The 17,434-nt window shown below is 75.5% G+C and carries 16 protein-coding genes; 1 reads left to right on the forward strand and 15 read right to left on the reverse strand.

Going from position 1 to position 17,434, the window contains the following annotated elements; genetic code table 11:
• Window positions 1-37 precede the first annotated feature (37 nt).
• The 11 genes from wecC to coaD form a co-directional block, all read right to left on the reverse strand.
• Entirely contained in the window at window positions 38-1,294 is a 1,257-nt protein-coding gene (gene wecC / locus ACUJ8O_RS00390) for a UDP-N-acetyl-D-mannosamine dehydrogenase (protein WP_144860353.1), read from the reverse strand.
• 97 nt (window positions 1,295-1,391) lie between these two features.
• On the reverse strand, window positions 1,392-3,587 hold the full coding sequence (locus ACUJ8O_RS00395) for a glycosyltransferase (protein ID WP_445373037.1): 2,196 nt from the start codon (window positions 3,585-3,587) through the stop codon (window positions 1,392-1,394).
• Window positions 3,584-4,348 (reverse strand): hypothetical protein, encoded by a 765-nt coding sequence (locus ACUJ8O_RS00400; RefSeq protein WP_129866817.1) that lies wholly within the window; start codon window positions 4,346-4,348, stop codon window positions 3,584-3,586. The genes ACUJ8O_RS00395 and ACUJ8O_RS00400 overlap by 4 nt, the downstream gene beginning before the upstream one ends.
• Window positions 4,349-4,430: 82 nt before the next feature.
• Window positions 4,431-5,603: a glycosyltransferase family 4 protein gene (locus ACUJ8O_RS00405; RefSeq protein WP_445373038.1), complete on the reverse strand. Its 1,173-nt coding sequence runs from the start codon at window positions 5,601-5,603 to the stop codon at window positions 4,431-4,433.
• Window positions 5,593-6,738 (reverse strand): LCP family protein, encoded by a 1,146-nt coding sequence (locus ACUJ8O_RS00410; RefSeq protein ID WP_445373039.1) that lies wholly within the window; start codon window positions 6,736-6,738, stop codon window positions 5,593-5,595. Before ACUJ8O_RS00410 ends, ACUJ8O_RS00405 begins: the two co-directional genes overlap by 11 nt.
• 50 nt (window positions 6,739-6,788) lie before the next feature.
• Window positions 6,789-7,706: a bifunctional DNA-formamidopyrimidine glycosylase/DNA-(apurinic or apyrimidinic site) lyase gene (mutM, locus tag ACUJ8O_RS00415; RefSeq protein ID WP_445373040.1), complete on the reverse strand. Its 918-nt coding sequence runs from the start codon at window positions 7,704-7,706 to the stop codon at window positions 6,789-6,791.
• Window positions 7,707-7,710: 4 nt separating this feature from the next.
• Window positions 7,711-8,373 carry a ribonuclease III gene (gene rnc, locus ACUJ8O_RS00420; protein WP_020621711.1) on the reverse strand — a complete coding sequence of 221 codons (663 nt, stop codon included), beginning with the start codon at window positions 8,371-8,373 and terminating at the stop codon, window positions 7,711-7,713.
• A gap of 73 nt (window positions 8,374-8,446) precedes the next feature.
• On the reverse strand, window positions 8,447-8,650 hold the full coding sequence (gene rpmF, locus ACUJ8O_RS00425; RefSeq protein WP_002856390.1) for a 50S ribosomal protein L32: 204 nt from the start codon (window positions 8,648-8,650) through the stop codon (window positions 8,447-8,449).
• 2 nt (window positions 8,651-8,652) lie between these two features.
• Window positions 8,653-9,225, reverse strand: a complete 573-nt coding sequence (locus tag ACUJ8O_RS00430) for a YceD family protein (protein ID WP_002856392.1) — start codon at window positions 9,223-9,225, stop codon at window positions 8,653-8,655.
• Window positions 9,226-9,399: 174 nt separating this feature from the next.
• Window positions 9,400-10,314 (reverse strand): UTP--glucose-1-phosphate uridylyltransferase GalU, encoded by a 915-nt coding sequence (galU, locus tag ACUJ8O_RS00435; protein ID WP_271437754.1) that lies wholly within the window; start codon window positions 10,312-10,314, stop codon window positions 9,400-9,402.
• 68 nt (window positions 10,315-10,382) lie between these two features.
• On the reverse strand, window positions 10,383-10,856 hold the full coding sequence (gene coaD, locus ACUJ8O_RS00440; protein WP_036338106.1) for a pantetheine-phosphate adenylyltransferase: 474 nt from the start codon (window positions 10,854-10,856) through the stop codon (window positions 10,383-10,385).
• Window positions 10,857-10,988: 132 nt separating this feature from the next.
• On the opposite strand from coaD, the gene ACUJ8O_RS00445 reads away from it, so the two are divergent.
• Window positions 10,989-12,242: an aminotransferase class I/II-fold pyridoxal phosphate-dependent enzyme gene (locus ACUJ8O_RS00445; protein WP_445373041.1), complete on the forward strand. Its 1,254-nt coding sequence runs from the start codon at window positions 10,989-10,991 to the stop codon at window positions 12,240-12,242.
• 270 nt (window positions 12,243-12,512) lie between these two features.
• On the opposite strand, the gene rsmD is transcribed toward ACUJ8O_RS00445, so the two are convergent.
• From rsmD to ACUJ8O_RS00465, 4 genes are read right to left on the reverse strand one after another with little or no spacing between them, the layout of a single operon-like run.
• Window positions 12,513-13,076, reverse strand: a complete 564-nt coding sequence (gene rsmD, locus ACUJ8O_RS00450; protein ID WP_136940823.1) for a 16S rRNA (guanine(966)-N(2))-methyltransferase RsmD — start codon at window positions 13,074-13,076, stop codon at window positions 12,513-12,515.
• 3 nt (window positions 13,077-13,079) lie between these two features.
• Window positions 13,080-15,272, reverse strand: a complete 2,193-nt coding sequence (locus ACUJ8O_RS00455; protein WP_445373042.1) for an ATP-dependent DNA helicase RecG — start codon at window positions 15,270-15,272, stop codon at window positions 13,080-13,082.
• Window positions 15,262-16,302 (reverse strand): DAK2 domain-containing protein, encoded by a 1,041-nt coding sequence (locus tag ACUJ8O_RS00460; RefSeq protein WP_445373043.1) that lies wholly within the window; start codon window positions 16,300-16,302, stop codon window positions 15,262-15,264. The genes ACUJ8O_RS00455 and ACUJ8O_RS00460 overlap by 11 nt, the downstream gene beginning before the upstream one ends.
• Window positions 16,299-17,423, reverse strand: a complete 1,125-nt coding sequence (locus tag ACUJ8O_RS00465; RefSeq protein WP_445373044.1) for an LCP family protein — start codon at window positions 17,421-17,423, stop codon at window positions 16,299-16,301. The genes ACUJ8O_RS00460 and ACUJ8O_RS00465 overlap by 4 nt, the downstream gene beginning before the upstream one ends.
• Between the last annotated feature and the right edge of the window lie 11 nt (window positions 17,424-17,434).

Raw genomic sequence — 17,434 nt, forward strand, 5'->3', positions numbered from 1 at the left:
TGTCGGCGGGGCGGGGCGGGGCGCGGGCCGCGTCTTGTCAGAGGGACGGGCCGGTGCGCCACTGGCCGCGCGTGTCGATCACGCGCTTGTCGGCCACGCGGTCGCCGAGGTCGGCGAAGGCGGAGTGGTCCACCAGCAGCACCACGATGTCGGCGGCGTCCAGGGCCTCGTCGGCCGCGACCAGGCGGACGTTGTCCTTGCCCTGCAGCGCGGCCGGCAGCTCCGTGACGTGCGGCTCGACCACGAGCACGTCGGACCCGGAGAACTGGCCCGCCAGCTCGGCCGCGATGTTCAGGGCCGGGGATTCACGCAGGTCGTCGATGTTCGGCTTGAAGGCCAGGCCCAGGGCGGCGACGACGGGCGCGCGGCCGGTGGCCTGCTGGACGTCGAAGGCAGCGGCCTTGACCTGGTCGATGACCCACTGGGGCTTGCCGTCGTTGATCTCCCGGGCCGCGCGGATCAGCCGGGCGGTCTGCGGGGCGGCGTCCACGATGAACCACGGGTCCACGGCGATGCAGTGGCCGCCCACGCCGGGGCCCGGCTGCAGGATGTTCACGCGGGGATGGTGGTTGGCGAGCTCGATGAGCTCCCACACGTCGATGCCCTGCTCGGCGCAGATCACGGACAGCTCGTTGGCGAAGGCGATGTTGACGTCGCGGAAGGAGTTCTCCACGAGCTTGGCCATCTCCGCGGTGCGGGTGTCCGTCAGCAGGATCTCGCCCTCGCAGAACGTACGGTAGAGGTCGCGGGCCCGCTCGGCCGCGCGTCGGGTCGAGCCGCCGACGATCCGGTCGTTGGTCACGAGCTCGACCATGACGCGGCCCGGGAGCACCCGCTCGGGGCAGTGGGCGAAGTCCAGCTCGGACTCGCGCAGCTCAGGACGCTCGGCGAAGATCACCTCGGCCATGTGCTCGGTGGCGCCGGGGGGCGAGGTGGACTCGAGGATGACGAGCTCGTCGCCGGTCAGCTGCGGGGCCAGGCCGCGGGCGGCGGCCTCGATGTAGCCCAGGTCCGGGGAGTGTCCGTCCTTGAACGGGGTCGGCACGGCGACGATGTAGGCGTCCGCGGCCGGCGTCGTCGTCGAGGCGCTGAGCAGGCCCTTCTCGACGCCGCGCGTGACGAACCCGGCCAGGTCCGGCTCCACGAAGGGCACCGTGCCCGCGTTCACGGCCTCCACCGTGCGGTCCGAGACGTCCACGCCGAGCACCTTCACGCCGTTCTCGGCGAGGATGGCGGCGGTGGGCAGGCCGATGTAGCCCAGGCCGATGACGGCGACGGTCTCGATCTTCTTCACGGGGTCTCCTCAATGGGGAATGGTTCACGGCGGCGGCCCCAGGCACCGGCGGGCGGGGGCGGACGCGTCCCACCCTACCGCCGTCGCCCGGCCTGCTTCAGTCCAGCCCCAGCGCCTCGCGCCACAGACCGGCCACGACGCGCTCGTCGTACGCGCGCACCCGTTCCCGGGCCAGGGTCGAGAGCTCGTCCCACCGCGCGTCGTCGGCGACCGCCTCGAGCACCCGCCGCGCCGCGGCGTCGGTGTCGTCGAGCACGAACTCGTCGCCGAACACGCCCCTCGCGCCGGGCCGGTCCCAGACGAGCGGGACCGCGCCCGAGACCATGCCCTCGGCGGGCGCGAGGTGGAAGCTCTCGGTGGTGGACGGCGAGAGCACCCAGCCGATCTTCGTCAGCCACGAGCCCATGTCCGCCCCGAAGGGCTCGAAGGCGACGGCCCCGCGCAGCGGACCGGCGCCGAGGCGGGCGAACAGGTCGAGGTAGCCCTCGCGCTGGAGGGGCTTGCGCCACTCGTGCGGGTACTCCCACGGCATGCGGCCGCGCACGTGCAGGGTGAACCGCTCGTCATGGGCGCGCAGGATCTCCAGCAGGTCGACGGCCCGGTCCAGGCGCTTGCGCAACGGCACCACGCCGACGAGGCCGAGCCGGAACCGGCGACCCGGCAGGCCGGGACGGTCCAGGTCCGCCACGGACACGGCGTTGGGGATCACCGTGACCCGCGTGGGCTCGATGGGCAGGTGCTCGCGCACCAGGTCCCGGTAGAGATCGGAGACGGTCACGAGGCGGTCCACGGCGTCGGTCTCGAGCGCGGAGAGCCAGCCGCCGCGCAGCTCGAACATGTGCAGGCGGACCACGAGCCGCTGGCCGGGGCGCTTGTGGCGGGCGTACCAGACGGCGTTGGGGCCCGCCCACTCGCACACCACGACGTCGGCCCACTCGACGAGGCGGCGTGAGGCGGCCTCGTCGTGGCGGTGCAGGCCCTGCCAGTGGTCGATGCGCAGCTCGACGCCCGGGTCGTCCCGCAGCAGGTCGACGAGCTCCCCCGCGAACTTCAGGTCGTGGCCGGCCAGGACCACGCGGGTGCGTGACCCGCCGCGGGCGGGCCGTCGGTCGAGCAGGCCGAGCCGGTCCATGACGCCCGTCAGGGCACGTGCGCGCGCGGCCACGCGGTAGGGGGCGGCGGCCTCGACGACGCGCCGCGAGAGGGCCGGCAGGTCGTGGCGGACGGCCGCGATGCGGGCGGCCACATCGCGGGCCGAGTCCCTCACCCCGTCCACGAACAGGGGGTAGTCGGCCCCCAGCAGCTCCTCATGCGCCACGGTCCGGTTCAGGAGCGGCGGCACTCCGACCGCGCAGCTCTCCAGCACCTTCGTGGAGATCTCGAGCGAGAGGTCCAGGGCGGGGGCGCGCCAGCCCAGAGAGACGTCCGCGGCCGCGGTGCGGGCCATGGACTCCTCGCGGGAGAGCGCTCCGGTCCACTCGAAGTCGGGCCGGTCCGCCTCGAGGCGGGAGCGCATCGCCGCCGCCCAGCCGGGCCGGTCCCGCTCGGGGTGGACCTTGTCCCCCACCATCGTGAGCGTGGCCGGGACACCGGCCTCATGGAGGGCGGTCAGCACGTCCGGCATGAGGTCGGTGCGCCAGTCGTGGGCGAACTTGCCCGTGTACACGAGACGCACCGGGCCGTCGGCGGGCACCTCGGCCCGTTCGGCCGGAGCGAGCGCGTCCGGCACCATCGGCGAGAGCAGCTCGGTGCGCCCGGCGGCGGCCGGGACCATCGCCTCGAGCACGGCGCGGGCCTGGGGCGTCTGGGCCAGCATCAGACGGCTCGCCGCGGCAATGCGGCCGAGCTCCTCGACGCGCCCGGCCGGGAAGCCGTCCTCCACGTAGCCGTACTCGGTCACGTAGGACCACAGCCGCCCCGGGAAGGCACCGCGGTCGGCGAGCTCGAGGCAGGCGTGGATGCCGCGCACGAGCACCACGTCGTACCGGGACTCGTCGTCCCGGCGGGCCAGCACATCCGCGGCACGGGAGGGGGTCATCCCCCCCTGCCCGGCCGCCGGCTCGGCGGGGAGCACGCGCACCCCCGTCAGGGCGCGCAGCGGAGCGGTGAGCAGGTCCCGGCGTTCGACGGCCTTGAGCTGGACGTCCACGCTCGCACCCGTGCGGGCGAGCGTCTCCGCCAGGGAGGGCAGCCACGTGGCGGAGCCGTCGATGACGTTCAGGTCGACGTCGCCGTAGAGCAGGACGCGCACGCCGGCGGCGTCGGTCAGGCGGTCGGGGTGGTGCGTGTTCATGCGCTCTCCTCCGGGCAGGCGGCGAGGACGTCGGCGATCCCCTGGGGCGCGTCGCCCGGGTCCTCGGTGAAGTGCAACGGCGTCCGGTCCGCGCCGGCCTCGACCACGATGACGTCCCCGGCGTGCAGCAGGGCGAGGGCCCCGAGCCGATGCCGGTGACGGCCCCGGGAGAGCACCCAGACGGTGACCCCGCGCGCGGCGGCCGCGCTCACGGCACCCCGCAGCTCGAGGTAGAGGGCCGCGCCGGCGGCGTCGAGGGCCCCGGCCCACGGCCCGTCCACGCCGTCCACGTCCACGACGACGGCCTCCACGCGTTCGGCCACCGCGCCCGCGGTGCCCGGCACGAGCGGCACGACGCGGTGCCCGGCGGCCGCGAGGGCCGCGCGCACGTCCGGGGCGGCGACGACGCCGACGGCCCGCCCGCCCCGCTCGGTGCGGGACGTGTCGGCCAGGCCCAGGGCCCGCTCGAGACGGGCCGCGGCCTCCGGATCGGCGCCGACGGCGGCCGCACCGCGGCCGGTGAGGGAGGAGCTGCCGGTGCGGGCCGGCCCGCCCGCCAGGCCCAGGGCGTCGGCCGGCCGGGCGTGCGCCGGAGGGGCGCCCCAGCGGATGCCGAACACGCCGCGGACCTCCTCGGCCACCGGCGGCGGCAGCCTGCGCAGCAGCGCGCCGCCGGTGCGGCGCACCCGACGGCGCTGTTCGGGCGGCAGCAGGCGAGCGCCCGCGCGCGCGACCTGACGGATGGACTTCCCAGCTGGCATCAGAACCGTTCCTCGGTGTCCCGGTGGAGTGCACCCGGCCGGGTGCGGCGGCGTCAACCCTAGCAAGGGGCCGACGTCGGGCTCAGCGACCGGCGACGCGGCGCAGCAGTCGCTCGTAGCGGCGGGCCACGGCCGGCAGGTCGGCGTGGCGGCGCACCCAGTCGCGTCCGCCCGCGCCGACGTCGGTGCGGTGCGGGTCGTCCGCGAGCGCCGTCAGGTGCCGCACCAGGTCGTCCACGTCCGGGCCGATGACCTCGGCGCCGCCGGCCGCCTCGAGGGTGCGGGCGGCCTCCCCCGTCACCAGGCCCGTGACGTGCCGGCCGACGGCGAGCACCTCGTAGGTCTTGGAGGGCACGGTGTGCCGGAAGCTCGGCCAGTCGGGACGCAGGGCCACCACCAGCGTGTCCGCCCACGCGTACTGCTCGGCCACGGCCGCGCCGTGGACGGGTCCGAGGATCTCGGCCGGCGAGCCGAGCTCGGCGTTGCGGGCCTCCAGCGCCGGACGCCGGGTCCCCTCCCCGACCAGCCGGACGCGCACCCCCGGCCGGGTGCGCCGCAGCGTCGCCGCGGCGTCGACGAGCCGCTCGAGCCCCTGGCTCTCGCCCATGTTGCCCAGGTACAGCACGTGGAGCTCACCGGCGGGCCGCTCGCGCCGCGGCGCCACCGCCAGGCGAGCCAGGTCCACACCGTTGCCCAGGGTGCGGACCACCCGCACCCCGCGCCCGCGCAGCGTCTCCGCGAAACCGTCCGTGACGGTCACCACGAGCCGGGCTGCGCGCTGGCCGCCGGTCACGACGCGTTCCATCGCGACGCCCAGCAGGCCCTGGTGGACCCCGGCCTCGTGGGCGAGATCCGGCCAGGCGTCGCGCATCTCCAGCACGAGGGGACGGCGCCAGAGGCGGGAGAGCACGACGCCGGGCACCACCACGGGCAGGGCGGGCACGGTGGCCACCACCACGTCCGGGCGTCGGGTGGCCATCCCACGGGGGATGGCGAGCAGCGCGTGCACCACCGCTTCGGCGAAGCGGCCGTTGCGGCCGGCCTCCCCCAGGGGCAGGCGAGGCGTGGGCAGGACACGTTCGCCGTCGGGCCCGGCGAAGGGGCGCACACCCCCGGGCGCGACGACGTCGACGTCCCAGCCCGCCGACCGCAGCGCCGCCACGACCGCGCCCCAGCGACGCGCGGGAGGGGTGCGCTCGGGCCGGTAGGAGTGGGAGACCAGCAGCAGGCGGGGGCGGCGCGACTCAGTCGTCACAGGGGTCCTCCCCGAGGGCGGGTGCGGGCGTGGTGCCGGTCAGCAGGGTCAGCACGGGGGCGGGCCCGCCGGCGGCCTGGGCCTTCTTCTCCTTCTGGGGCTCGTGCTCGTCGACATAGCGCTGGACGTCGTCGTCGGCGAGGGCGGAGCGCAGGTCCGCCAGCTTGTCCTCGTCGAGCTCGACGATGGCGTCGCCGTTCGGCCCCTCGGCGAAGCCCTTGCGGGGCACCGTGAACATCTCGACGTCCTCGCCGCGCACGTCGCGCAGCTGCCACGCGAGCGAGGCGATCACTCCGGACGTGAGCCCCTCGTCCACACCGAGGTGGTCGGAGAACGTGGCGACGACCTCGGTGGTGCGGGCGGGATTGCCCAGGATCTGCGGGCTGAGGAAGCGGTCCATCGCCCCGGCCAGGTAGCGCTGCTGGTTCTTCACCCGGGTGACGTCGCCGTCGTCGAAGGCGTGCCGTTCGCGCACGTAGCGCAGGGCGGCGGTGTCCTGCAGCAGGATGTGCCCGCGCGGGTAGTACGAGGGGTTGGCCTGACCGGAGGAGAAGGCCTGCGGGTTGCAGACCTCGACGCCGCCCAGCGCGTTCGTCACGCCCCGGAAGCCCTGGAAGTCGACCTCCAGGACGTGGTGGATCGGCACTCCCAGCAGCAGCTCCACCGTGTCCACGGCGAGCGCGTAGCCGCCCGTGTCGAAGGCCGAGTTGATCTTCGCCTCGCCGTGGCCGGGCACGGTGACCCACGAATCCCGCAGCACGGACATGACGTAGACCTGGCGTCGGTCCGCGGGGATGTGCACGAGCATCATGGTGTCCGAGCGCTGGCCCATGTCCTGCTCGCCCTCGCCCTCACGGGAGTCGGAGCCCAGGACGAGCACGTTCAGCGGGCCGTCCCCGGCCGCCTGCTCGAGCGCCCCCACGTCCACCGTCTGTCGGTGGTCGTCGAAGGTGCGCCCGAGCGAGCCCGCGTACCAGGCGCCCAGACCGAGCAGCGCCGCGAGCAGGACGGCGAGCACGCCGACGACCCACGGCCAGCGCCGGCGGCGCCGCGAGACCGGCGGGGCGTCGTCGCGGGGGGACGCGGGACGCGGCAGGGGCTCGGGCGTCCAGGACGCGGCCGGGGGATGGCTCACTCGGGTCTCCTGCTCGAGGTCGGGGGTCAGGCCAGTCTACGGACGCCTCGTCAGGCGTCGGCCGCCACGGCCCGGCGACGGCGCGGTCTGGGCTGGCAGCGCGGGCACAGGTGGCTCGCACGGTTCATGAACGGCTCGCGGACGATGCGGGTGTCGACCCCCTCGGCGGCGCAGCGGCGACATGGCTGCCCGGTGCGCCCGTAGGCCGCCAGGGAGCGGGCGAAGTAGCCCGATCGCCCGTCCACGTTGACGTAGAGCGCGTCGAAGCTCGTGCCCCCCACCTCCAGGGCCCGGCGCATCACGTCCTGGACGGCCGCCATGAGGCGCAGCGTGTCGGCCCGTCGCATGCGCTCGGTCGGGCGCTCGGGGTGCAGGCGGGCGCCCCAGAGGGCCTCGTCCGCGTAGATGTTGCCGATCCCGGAGACCAGCGACTGGTCCAGCAGCGCGCGCTTGAGGGTGGAGCGGCGCCGTGCCAGGCGCGCGTGCACGGCCACGGGGTCGAACAGCGGGTGCAGCGGGTCCAGGGCGATGTGGGCGGCCGTGGTGGGGATCCGCTCACCACCGGCGGCGTCGTCGGGCCGCAGGGCGTCGAGCCACCAGCCGCCGAAGATCCGCTGGTCCACGAACCGCAGCTCGCGGGCGGAGCCGTCCGCCGCCGTGACGGGCAGGCGCAGGCGCAGGTGACGCTGGTCGGCGGCCCCCGGTTCGTCCACGAGGATCTGCCCGCTCATCCCCAGGTGCACGACGACGGCGTCGTCGCCCTCGGCCAGGGGCAGCCAGAGGAACTTGCCGCGGCGAGCCGGCTCGGCCAGCCGGGCGCCGAGCAGCAGCTCCCGGAGGGCGTCCGCACCGCCGGGGCTGCGACGCAGCGAGCGGGGGTCGAGGACCTCGAGCTCCGCGGCGACGGCGCCCGTGGCCCACCGGGCCAGGCCGCGCCGGACGACCTCGGCCTCGGGCAGCTCCGGCACGGGCTCAGCGCCCCGCGGCCGGCAGGCCCGCCTCGAGGGCGGGCCACGAGGCGGCCGCGGCGTCCCGCTCGGCCTGCTTCTTGGAGCTGGCGACGGCGGAGCCGTACTCGCGCTCGCCGACGACGAGGGTGGCCCGGTAGCGGGGGTCGTGCGCGGGGCCCTGCCCCTCGATCGCGTAGCGGACGGCGCCGAGACCATGGCGGCTGGCGGCCTCGGCCACGACCGTCTTCCAGTCGGTGCTCTCGCGCAGCAGGTCCGGCTCATCCAGCAGCGGCACCACGTGGCGGTGCACGAGTGCGGCCGCGGCCACGGCCCCGTGGTCCACGTAGACGGCGCCGATGAGCGCCTCGAGGGTGTCGGCGAGGATCGAGTCCTTGTCCGCCCCGCCGGTGCGGCGCTCCCCCGTGCCCAGGCGCACGAACGGGCCGATGCCGATCCGGCGCGCCACCTTCGCCAGGGCACGCGTGGACACGACGGCGGCCCGGCGGCGGGCGAGGTCGCCCTCGGCCAGGTCCGGGTACACCGTGAAGATGTGGTCGGTGACCACGTAGCCCAGCACCGAGTCCCCGAGGAACTCGAGGCGCTCGTTGGTGGGCAGCCCGCCCTGCTCATAGGCGAACGAGCGGTGCGTCAGAGCACGTTCGAGCGTCCCGGCGGTGATGTGCACGCCGAGACGCTCGAACAGCTCTTCTGGCTCGGGCGCGGGCTCAGGCCCGCGGCGAGCCGACGGGGACGCCATCTCAGGCGTCGGCGACCTTGCGGCCCTTGTACTCGAAGAACAGGGGGGTGCCGGCGGCGTCGGTCTTCAGCTCGGCCTGGTGGGGCAGGCGGTACGAGACGCGACCGTTCTCGACGGACTTCACCAGGGCGGGCGCGGTGGCCTTCCACTGCGACCGGCGGGCACGGGTGTTGGCACGGGACATCTTCCGCTTCGGGACTGCCACGACTATCTCTCTTCTGTCTCGGTGATGGAGGTCTCTGAGGTGCCCGCGAGGTGGGCCAGGGCGGCCCAGCGCGGGTCCACGCGCTCGTGGGCGTGCCCCTCGGGCGCGTCCTCGAGGCGGATGCCGCAGTCGGCGCACAGGCCCTCGCAGTCCGGCCGGCACAGCGGCTGGAACGGAAGGGCGATGACCACGGCGTCCCGGAACACGGGTTCCAGGTCCACGGTCTCGCGCACCACGAGCGGCTGCTCGCCGGCGTCGTCCTCGGACGTGCCGGTGAGGTACAGCTCCTGCAGGTCCACGGTGATCCCCTCGTGCAGCGGGCGCAGGCAACGGCCGCACTCGCCCTTCAGGGTCGCGTCCGCGGTGCCGGTGACGAGGACGCCCTCGTGCACCGACTCCAGACGCAGGTCCAGTTCGACGGGGTCCCCCTCGGGGATCCCCAGCAGCGGCGTGGAGACGCCCGCAGGGGCGGGCCACTCGGCCGTCAGCTCGCGCTGGACTCCGGCCCCGCGCGTCAGATCGCGCACGGGGATCACCCACGGCGAGTCGGCGCCGTGGTGCTGGATGCTGTCCATGGTCGCTCCTCTCGGCGGGTGGGACGGCGGGGGTACACGGCCCGTCCGCACGCCCTCTGCGGGGGTGCGATGCGGCCTGGACACGGGTCCAGCCACGACGGACCGACAGCCCATCCTACCGGGTGGGTCCGCCTCGGCCAAAGCCGGCGGCGTCCCGCGCGTCGCCGGCCCGGCTCAGAGCCCGGCGGTGAACTCCCGGAGCCAGGCGCGCAGGTCGGCCCCGAGGTCCTCGTGCCGGGTGCCGAACTCGATGACCGCCTGCAGGTAGCCGAGCTTGTCCCCCGTGTCGTAGCGGCGGCCGTCGAAGACGACGGCGTGCACGCCGCGGCCCTCGCCGTCCTCCGTGGCCAGCCTCTGCAGCGCATCGGTGAGCTGGATCTCCCCGCCGCGGCCGGGCGGGGTCTCGTCCAGCACGTCGAACACCTGCGGGGCCAGCACGTAGCGGCCGATGATCGCGAGGGTGGAGGGGGCGTCCTCGCGGGCCGGCTTCTCCACGAGGTCGGTGACGCGGACGACGTCGTCGCCCTCCCCCGGCACGGCCTGCACCGCGGCCACGCCGTAGGCCGAGACGGCCTCCTCCGGGACCTCCATGAGGGCGATCACGGAGCCGCCGAGGCGCTGCTGCACGTCGATCATGCGCTCGAGCAGCGCCTCGCCGTCGCCGATGATGTCATCGCCCAGCAGGACCGCGAACGGCTCCTCGCCGACGTGGCGGCGTGCGCAGTTCACCGCGTGGCCGAGCCCGAGGGCCTCGCCCTGGCGGACGTAGTGGATGTCCCCCACCAGGTCCGACTCGTGGATCTGCGCGAGCCGCGTGGTGTCGCCCTTGTGCTCCAACGCGGCCTCCAGCGCGGGATGGCGGTCGAAGTGGTCCTCGAGGGCCCGCTTGTTCCGGCCCGTGATCATCAGCACGTCGGCGAGGCCCGCACGCCGGGCCTCCGTCACCACATACTCGATGGCCGGCCGGTCCACCACCGGCAGCATCTCCTTCGGCATGGCCTTGGTGGCCGGCAGGAAGCGGGTGCCCAGGCCGGCGGCCGGGATGACGGCCTTGCGGGTGCGGGGGCGGGAGGGGGGCGGGACGGTCATCGGCGGTTCTCCTGCGGTTGATGCGGTGGGACGAGCGGAAGGGTGGCCCGCGGGTGGGCCGGGCGGGGTCAGGCCCCGCCGTCGAGGCCGCGCAGGACCGCGGCCGGGACGAACTCGGCGACGTCGCCGCCGAGTCCGTGGACCTCCTTGATGAGCGAGGAGGACACGTGGGTGTACCGGGCGTCGGCCGGGAGGTAGACCGTCTCGACCCCGGTGAGATGGCGGTTCATCGCGGCCATCGGGGCCTCGAACTCGAGGTCGGCGCCGCCGCGCAGCCCCTTGACGATCGCGTCCGCGCCGATCTGCCGGCAGAACTCGGCCAGCAGGCCCGGGCCCATGGGCCGGACCGCGACACCGGCGAGGGAGGACACCGTCGCCTCGATCATGGCGATGCGCTCGTCCACGCTGAAGCGGTACGTCTTGGCCGGGTTGGAGGACACGGCGACCACCACCTCCTCGAAGAGGTTCGCGGCTCGCGCGATCACCTCGACGTGCCCCTTGTGGAGGGGATCGAACGAACCAGGGCAGACGGCACGACGCATGGGTGCCAGCCTAGCGGGGGCCGCGCCGAGCGGCGACGGACGCCCGTCCGGTCCGGCTCCGGCGCGTCGCGGTGGTGACGGACGCGGCATGCGCCGCCGTGTGCGGTCCGCGGCGATGGGTACAGTGCGGCCATGGACGGAACCCAGCCCACCCCCGGAGCAGCACGGCACGACGTCGACGTGGACGCGCCGTGGCGTCGCACGGCGGCGGCCGCGGGCCTGCTCGGCGACGCCGGCCCCGTGCCCACCGTGTTCGAGACGATGACGGGCCTCGCCGTCGAGCACGGGGCCGTGAACCTCGGCCAGGGCTTCCCCGACGCCGACGGCCCCGACGCGCTGCTGCGGCTGGCGGCCGACGCCGTGCTGGCGGGCCCCAACCAGTACGCCCCCGGCACGGGCGACCCCGCGCTGCGGCAGGCCGTCGCGGAGCACCGCCGGCGCCACTGGGGCGTGACGGAGGACCCCGCCACGCAGGTCATGATCACCACGGGTGCCACCGAGGGCATCGCCGCGGCGGTCCTGGCGTTCGTGCGCCCGGGCGACGAGGTCGTCACGGTCGAGCCGTTCTACGACTCGCACGCCGCCACGATCGCCCTGGCCGGCGCCCGGCACGTGAGCGTGCCGGTGGAGGCGCCGGACTTCCTTCCGGACCCGGCGCGGGTGGCCGCGGCGATGACCGACCGCACGCGCCTGCTCATCGTGAACACGCCGCACAACCCCACGGGTGCGGTCTATCCGCGGGAGCTGCTCGAGGAGCTCGTGGCCCTGTGCCGGTCCCGGGGCGTGCTGATCCTCTCGGACGAGGTCTACGACCACCTCGTCTACGAGGGCGAGCACGTCAGCCTGCGCTCGGTCGCGGGCGCCGAGGACATCGCCCTGACGGTCTCCAGCGCGGGCAAGGCGTTCGCCGTCACCGGGTGGAAGGTCGGCTGGCTGACCGGCCCGGCCGAGCTCGTCGGGGCCGCGCGCGCCGTCAAGCAGTTCCTCACCTACTCCTCCGGCCCCGCCTTCCAGCGCGCGCTGGGTGCCTATCTGCCCACCGACGGCGCCGAACGGCACCTCGCCGGCCAGCGCGAGCGGTACCGCGACGCCCGGGATCGGCTCGTGGCGGGCCTGCGGGAGGCGGGCCTGGACCCGGTCGTCCCGGCGGCGGGCTACTTCGTCGTCGTGGACCTCGCCCCGTGGGGTGTGACGGACGCGGCCGAGGCCGCGGTGCGGTGGACGCGTGAGGCCGGCGTCACGGGCATCCCCGTGGGCGCGCTCTGCCGCCCGGACGGAGGCCACCTGCGGTCGTGGCTGCGGCTGGCGTTCTGCAAGTCCCCGGATGCGATCGACGAGGCGATGCGCCGCCTGGCCGAGGCGGCCCCGCGGCTGCGCGCGGCCTGACCCCCGACGCTTTCGTTGACGAGACGGCGGTCCCCAGAGCATTTTCGTTCGGGAAACGGCGGTCCCCGGAGCACTTGCGTTCGGGAAACGGCGGCCGCCGTGCTCGCGGTTCGGTGCTGAGCACAGTCCGTTCCGCCCTCTCGTCGCCCCAATGAGAACGGGACGAGACGCCGCCGTTTCCCGAACGAAAGCAGGCCGACACGCCGCCGTTTCCCGAACGAAAACGGGCCGACACGCCGCCGTTTCCCGAACGAAAGCGGGTGGGCGGGGTCAGCGCTCGTCCTGCCAGAGGTACAGGGCGGTCTCGCCGTAGACGCGCACCTCGACCTCCTCGAGGCCGCGCGGCCGGCGCGGCGCCGCGTCCCGGGCCGCCCGCTCGAGCACGAGCAGCCCGCCCGGGGCGAGCCGCCCGGCCGCCGCCTCCAGCACGGCCTCGAGCGGCGGGCCGGCCAGCGGGTACGGCGGGTCGGCCAGGATCAGGTCCACGGGCGCGGCCTCCGCCGCGAGCGCCTGCTCCACGCTCCCGGCGCGCACGCGCACGACGTCGGCCCCGCGCGCCCGGTTGACCAGCGCGGCGTTCGCGCGGCACGCGGCCACGGCCTTCCGATCCCGCTCGACCAGCAGCACCGATGCCGCTCCGCGGCTGGCGGCCTCGCACCCCAGGGCGCCGGAGCCGGCGTAGAGGTCGAGCACGGCCGTCCCGTCCAGCCAGTCGCGGGCCTCGAGCCAGGAGAACAGGGCCTCCTTGGTGCGGTCCGTGGTGGGGCGCGTGCCGGTGCCGGGGACGGCGCTCAGGGGCCGCCCGGCGGCCGCGCCGGCGATGATGCGGGACATGGCTCAACCCTTCTCGAGGTAGTCGGCGGCGGTGAGGTGCTCGGCCTCCCAGCGGGCCACCTCGGCGGCGAGCGCCGGGTGGGCGGAGAGCCCCGGGCCGGCCGCCATGACCTGCGCGACGGCGTCGGCGGCCACGGCGATCAGCGGGGCGTCGGCGATGACGTCCACGTGGTGCAGCCCCGAGGCCAGCCCGGACTGGGCGGCGCCGAGCACGTCGCCGACACCGCGCTGGGCGAGGTCCTCCTGCGCGATGCGCATGCCGTCCTGCTCCTGGGCCAGGACCTCGAGCCGGCGCAGCGACGGGTGCCCGTCCGGCAGGCGCGTGGCCAGCAGGCAGACCGCCGCCCCGGGCCCGCGGCCCACGCGGCCGCGCAGCTGGTGCAGGGTGGACAGGCCGAAGTCGTCGGCGTCGAGGATCGCCATGACCGTCGCGTTGGGCACGTCCACGCCCACCTCCACGACGGTGGTCGCCACGAGCACGTCCGTCTCCCCGCGCGCGAAGGCCTGCATCGCCGCGTCCTGCTCGGCCTGGTCCATGCGCCCGTGCACGGCGTCGATCCGCAGTCCCGCCAGCGCCGGGAGACCCCGCAGCCGGGGTGTCATCTCCTCCACGTTGGCGTGGCCCGGGTCGGCGTCGTCGGGGTCGATGCGCGGGCACACCACGAACGCCTGGTGACCGGCCGCCACGTGCTCGGCGATCAGCTCCCACACCCGGCCGATCACGCGCGGGCCGTGGGCCATCCGCGCCACGTGCGTGGTGACCGGCTGTCGCCCCGAGGGCAGCCCCTCGAGCACCGACAGGTCCAGGTCGCCGAACACCGTCATCGCCACGGAGCGTGGGATGGGCGTGGCGGACATGACGAGCAGGTGCGTGCCGGGGTTGGCCCGCCGCAGGGCCTCGCGCTGGTCCACGCCGAAGCGGTGCTGCTCGTCGACGACGGCCAGGGCCAGCTCGGCGAAGCCCACCTTCTCGGAGAGCAGGGCGTGCGTCCCCACGGCGATCCCGGCCTCGCCGGAGGCCAGGGCCAGCAGCGCCTCGCGGCGCGCCGCGGTCTTGAGCGAGCCGGTGACCAGCGCGATCCTCGTGGCCGGGCCGTCGCCGGCCCCGAGGGTGCCGGCCTCGGCGAGCGGGCCCATCAGGCGCAGCAGGGCACGGTGGTGCTGCGCGGCGAGCACCTCGGTGGGCGCCACCAGGGCGGCCTGGCCGCCGGCGTCCACGACCTGCAGCATCGCCCGCAGGGCCACGAGCGTCTTGCCCGCGCCCACGTCCCCCTGCAGCAGCCGGCTCATCGGGGCGTCCCGGGCCAGCTCGGCGGACAGCTGCTCCCCCACCGCCACCTGGCCGGGCGTCAGCGCGAACGGCAGGCGGGCGTCGAGGGCCTCGAGCAGGCCCCCGGGCCGCGGCGGGCGGGGCACGGCGGGCACCGCCCGCTCCCGGTCCCGGCGCCAGGCGAGCGCGGCCTGGACGAGCAGCGCCTCACGCAGGGCCAGCGCGGTCCGCGCCGGGCCGGTGGCGGCGACGTCGTGAGGGGCGTGCAGGTCCCGGTACGCCTGGGCGGTGCCCGGCAGCGGCGCGTCCAGGTCGAGCGCCGCGGCGGCCTCCGCGCGGATCCGCTCGGTGAGCAGCTCGGGGATCCGTCCCAGGTCGACGGTCTCGAGCACCCGGGCGACGGCGGAGCGGACCGTCCACGACGGCAGCTTCCCCGTGGCCCGGTAGAGCGGGACCGGTCGCACGTCCACCTCCCCCGGGGCGACGTCGTCGTCCAGGAGCGCGAAGTCCGGGTTGTTCAGCGTGATCCGGCCGCGGTACTCGGTCGTGCGGCCCTGGAACATGGCGGTCATCCCGGGGGCGAGGCGGCGGCGGGCGTCGTGGCCGTTGAAGAAGGCCATGGACAGGCTCGCCCCCGGCACGCCGGCCACGGACGGGTCCGCGACGGTGACGTCCACGATGAACCCGGGCCGGCTGTGCATGCGCCGCGTGGTCACCGACTCCACGACGGCGACGACGGTCACCTCGGCGTCGTACGGCAGGGCGGCGATGGGGGTGAGCTCGCCGCGCTCGATCCAGCGGCGCGGCACGTGGTCCAGCAGGTCCCCGACCGTGGTCAGCCCGAGCTCCTTCTCGAGGCGGGCGGGCAGCTTCCCGCCCAGCACCTCGGACAGGGGCAGGTCGGTGACGGGGGCCTCAGCGGCCATGGCACCCATCCGGTGCGGCGTCGTCGCCGTGCGACGGCTCGGCCAGGTCGGTGACGGCCAGGCCCTCCACGTCGCCGGCGGCCCGCAGGGGGCCGATCGCGTCCTCGGCGCGGGGCACGTGCACGTGGACCCGCCACGGCACGCGGCCCTGCGCGTCACGGGCGGTCCCGACGGGGGCGAGGATCACGGCGTCCCCCACGTCGGTCAGCCGTCGGCGCAGCTCGGCCGCGGCGAGCGGGGTGAGCGTCAGGGTGCCCATCACCTCGACGGCCCCCTCGGCCGACGCCTCCGCCTCGGCAGCGGGCTCGCCCTCCGCGGCGTGGACGCCCTCGACGTAGCCGGGGAGGGCGGTGGCCAGCTCCTCGTCCACGGGCGTGCCCGTGACGACGGCGCGCAGCGCCTCGAACACCCAGAGCAGCCCGACGGCGCCGGCGTCCACGACGTGCGCCCGGGTCAGCGGGGCGAGCAACGACTCGGTCTCCTCCACGGCCTGCACGCAGTCGGCCAGCATGAGGGTCACGGCCGGACCGAGCCGCACGGCCGGGTCCGCGTCGCCGGCCACCGCGGGCGTGTCCGGGGCCTGGGTGGACGAGCGCGCGAGGCTGCGGGCGGCCGCGGAGAGCACCGTGAGGATCGTCCCCTCGCGCGGATCCGACAGGGCCTGCCGGGCGGCCCGGTCGGCGGCTCCGAACGCCGCCGCCAGGGCGAACGCGTCGACGCGCTCCCGGCCGCGCAGGGGCTCGGCCATCCCCGCCAGACTGACCGCGAGCAGCATGCCCGAGTTGCCCCGGGCCGAGTCCAGCGCGGCCGCGCCCGCGTGCGCGAGCACGGCGCCGACGTCGTCCTGTGCGGGGCAGGCGTCGGCCGCGGTGCGGGCCGCCGTCAGCGTGGCGAGCATGTTCGTGCCCGTGTCCGCGTCCGGGACCGGGAAGAGGTTCAGGGCGTCGAGTCGCGGCGCGGCCCGGCCCACGAGCTCCTCCGCGAGCGCGAGCCAGTGCCGTACCAGTGACGGCCGGGACGGCGTGCTCACTGCGCGACGGCCTCCCCCAGGGTGCCGGTGCGGATGCCCTCGCCCAGGCGGGCGATCGCCGCCCAGTCCGGCCACACGACGTCCTCGCCGGTGTCCGTGTAGCCCACGCCCACGGACGGCACCGTGCTGGTCACGATCGGGGCGTCGCGCGCATCGCGCAGGGACCACGCCAGGTTCGCGAGGGTGCTCGAGTCGAGCTCGTCGTCGAGGGTCAGGAAGGGGGCGAACTCCTCGACGGCGGCCTGCACGCGGCTCGGGTCAGAGAGGGTGTCGCGGGAGAGGAACGCGGCCACGATGGCCTTGACCAGGCGCTGCTGGTTCTCCACACGGTCGAAGTCGCTGCGCGGCAGGTTGTACCGCTCCCGCGCGTAGGCCAGGGCCTTGTCCCCGTCCATCTGCACGGTGCCCGCGGGGAAGTCGATGCCGCCGGTCGAGACGAAGGCGGCAGGGTTGTCCACGCTGACGCCGCCCAGGGCGTCCACGAGGCCCTTGAAGCCGGCGAGGTCCACGGCGATCACGTGGTCCACGCGTGCCTGGAACATGTTCTCCGCGGTGGCCACCGTCAGCGGGATGCCGCCGTACTGGTAGGCGGCGTTGACCTTGTGGTCCCCGTGCCCCGGGATCGGCACCCACATGTCACGCATGATGGACATGACCTGGATCTCGCTGCGGTCCCCGGGCACGTGGACCCACATGAGGGTGTCCGATCGGCCGGCGGAGTCACGGCCCTCCGCGCCCGCGTCCTCGCCGACGAGCAGCACGTCGAGGGCCTGCTCGTCCGCCTTCTCGTCCGCGCCCGGGGCGACGGGGCCCTGGGCGCCCTCGGCGGCCTGTTCCGCGTCCATGCCGGGCGGCGGCGCGGTGGGCTGCTGGGCGGACGCCCCCGCGGCGCCCGGGCGGCCCGACTCGGCGGGGAACGCGCCGCCGTCGAAGCGCTGGGTGTCCTGGTCGATGGTCCGGGCGATCCCGCCGACGTACACCGCCGCCGCGATGCCCACGGCCAGCAGTGCCACGAGCACGACCGCCAGGGCGATCAGCCACGGGCGGCGACGACGGCGGCGCCGCCCGACGGCGACGTCCTCCTGCGGGGGGCGGGGGCGGGGGTCCGCGGTGCTGCTCACGTGGGCTCCTG

Source organism: Micrococcus sp. EWR3.9.1 (assembly GCF_052615555.1).

Coding starts and splice junctions, on each gene's coding strand:
- ACUJ8O_RS00445 (WP_445373041.1), top strand. CDS start 10,989: ATGGACGGAACCCAGCCCACCCCCGGAGCAGCACGGCACGACGTCGAC.
- coaD (WP_036338106.1), bottom strand. CDS start 10,856: ATGCGTCGTGCCGTCTGCCCTGGTTCGTTCGATCCCCTCCACAAGGGG.
- ACUJ8O_RS00455 (WP_445373042.1), bottom strand. CDS start 15,272: ATGGCCGCTGAGGCCCCCGTCACCGACCTGCCCCTGTCCGAGGTGCTG.
- ACUJ8O_RS00400 (WP_129866817.1), bottom strand. CDS start 4,348: ATGCCAGCTGGGAAGTCCATCCGTCAGGTCGCGCGCGCGGGCGCTCGC.
- galU (WP_271437754.1), bottom strand. CDS start 10,314: ATGACCGTCCCGCCCCCCTCCCGCCCCCGCACCCGCAAGGCCGTCATC.
- rsmD (WP_136940823.1), bottom strand. CDS start 13,076: ATGTCCCGCATCATCGCCGGCGCGGCCGCCGGGCGGCCCCTGAGCGCC.
- ACUJ8O_RS00395 (WP_445373037.1), bottom strand. CDS start 3,587: ATGAACACGCACCACCCCGACCGCCTGACCGACGCCGCCGGCGTGCGC.
- ACUJ8O_RS00430 (WP_002856392.1), bottom strand. CDS start 9,225: ATGGACAGCATCCAGCACCACGGCGCCGACTCGCCGTGGGTGATCCCC.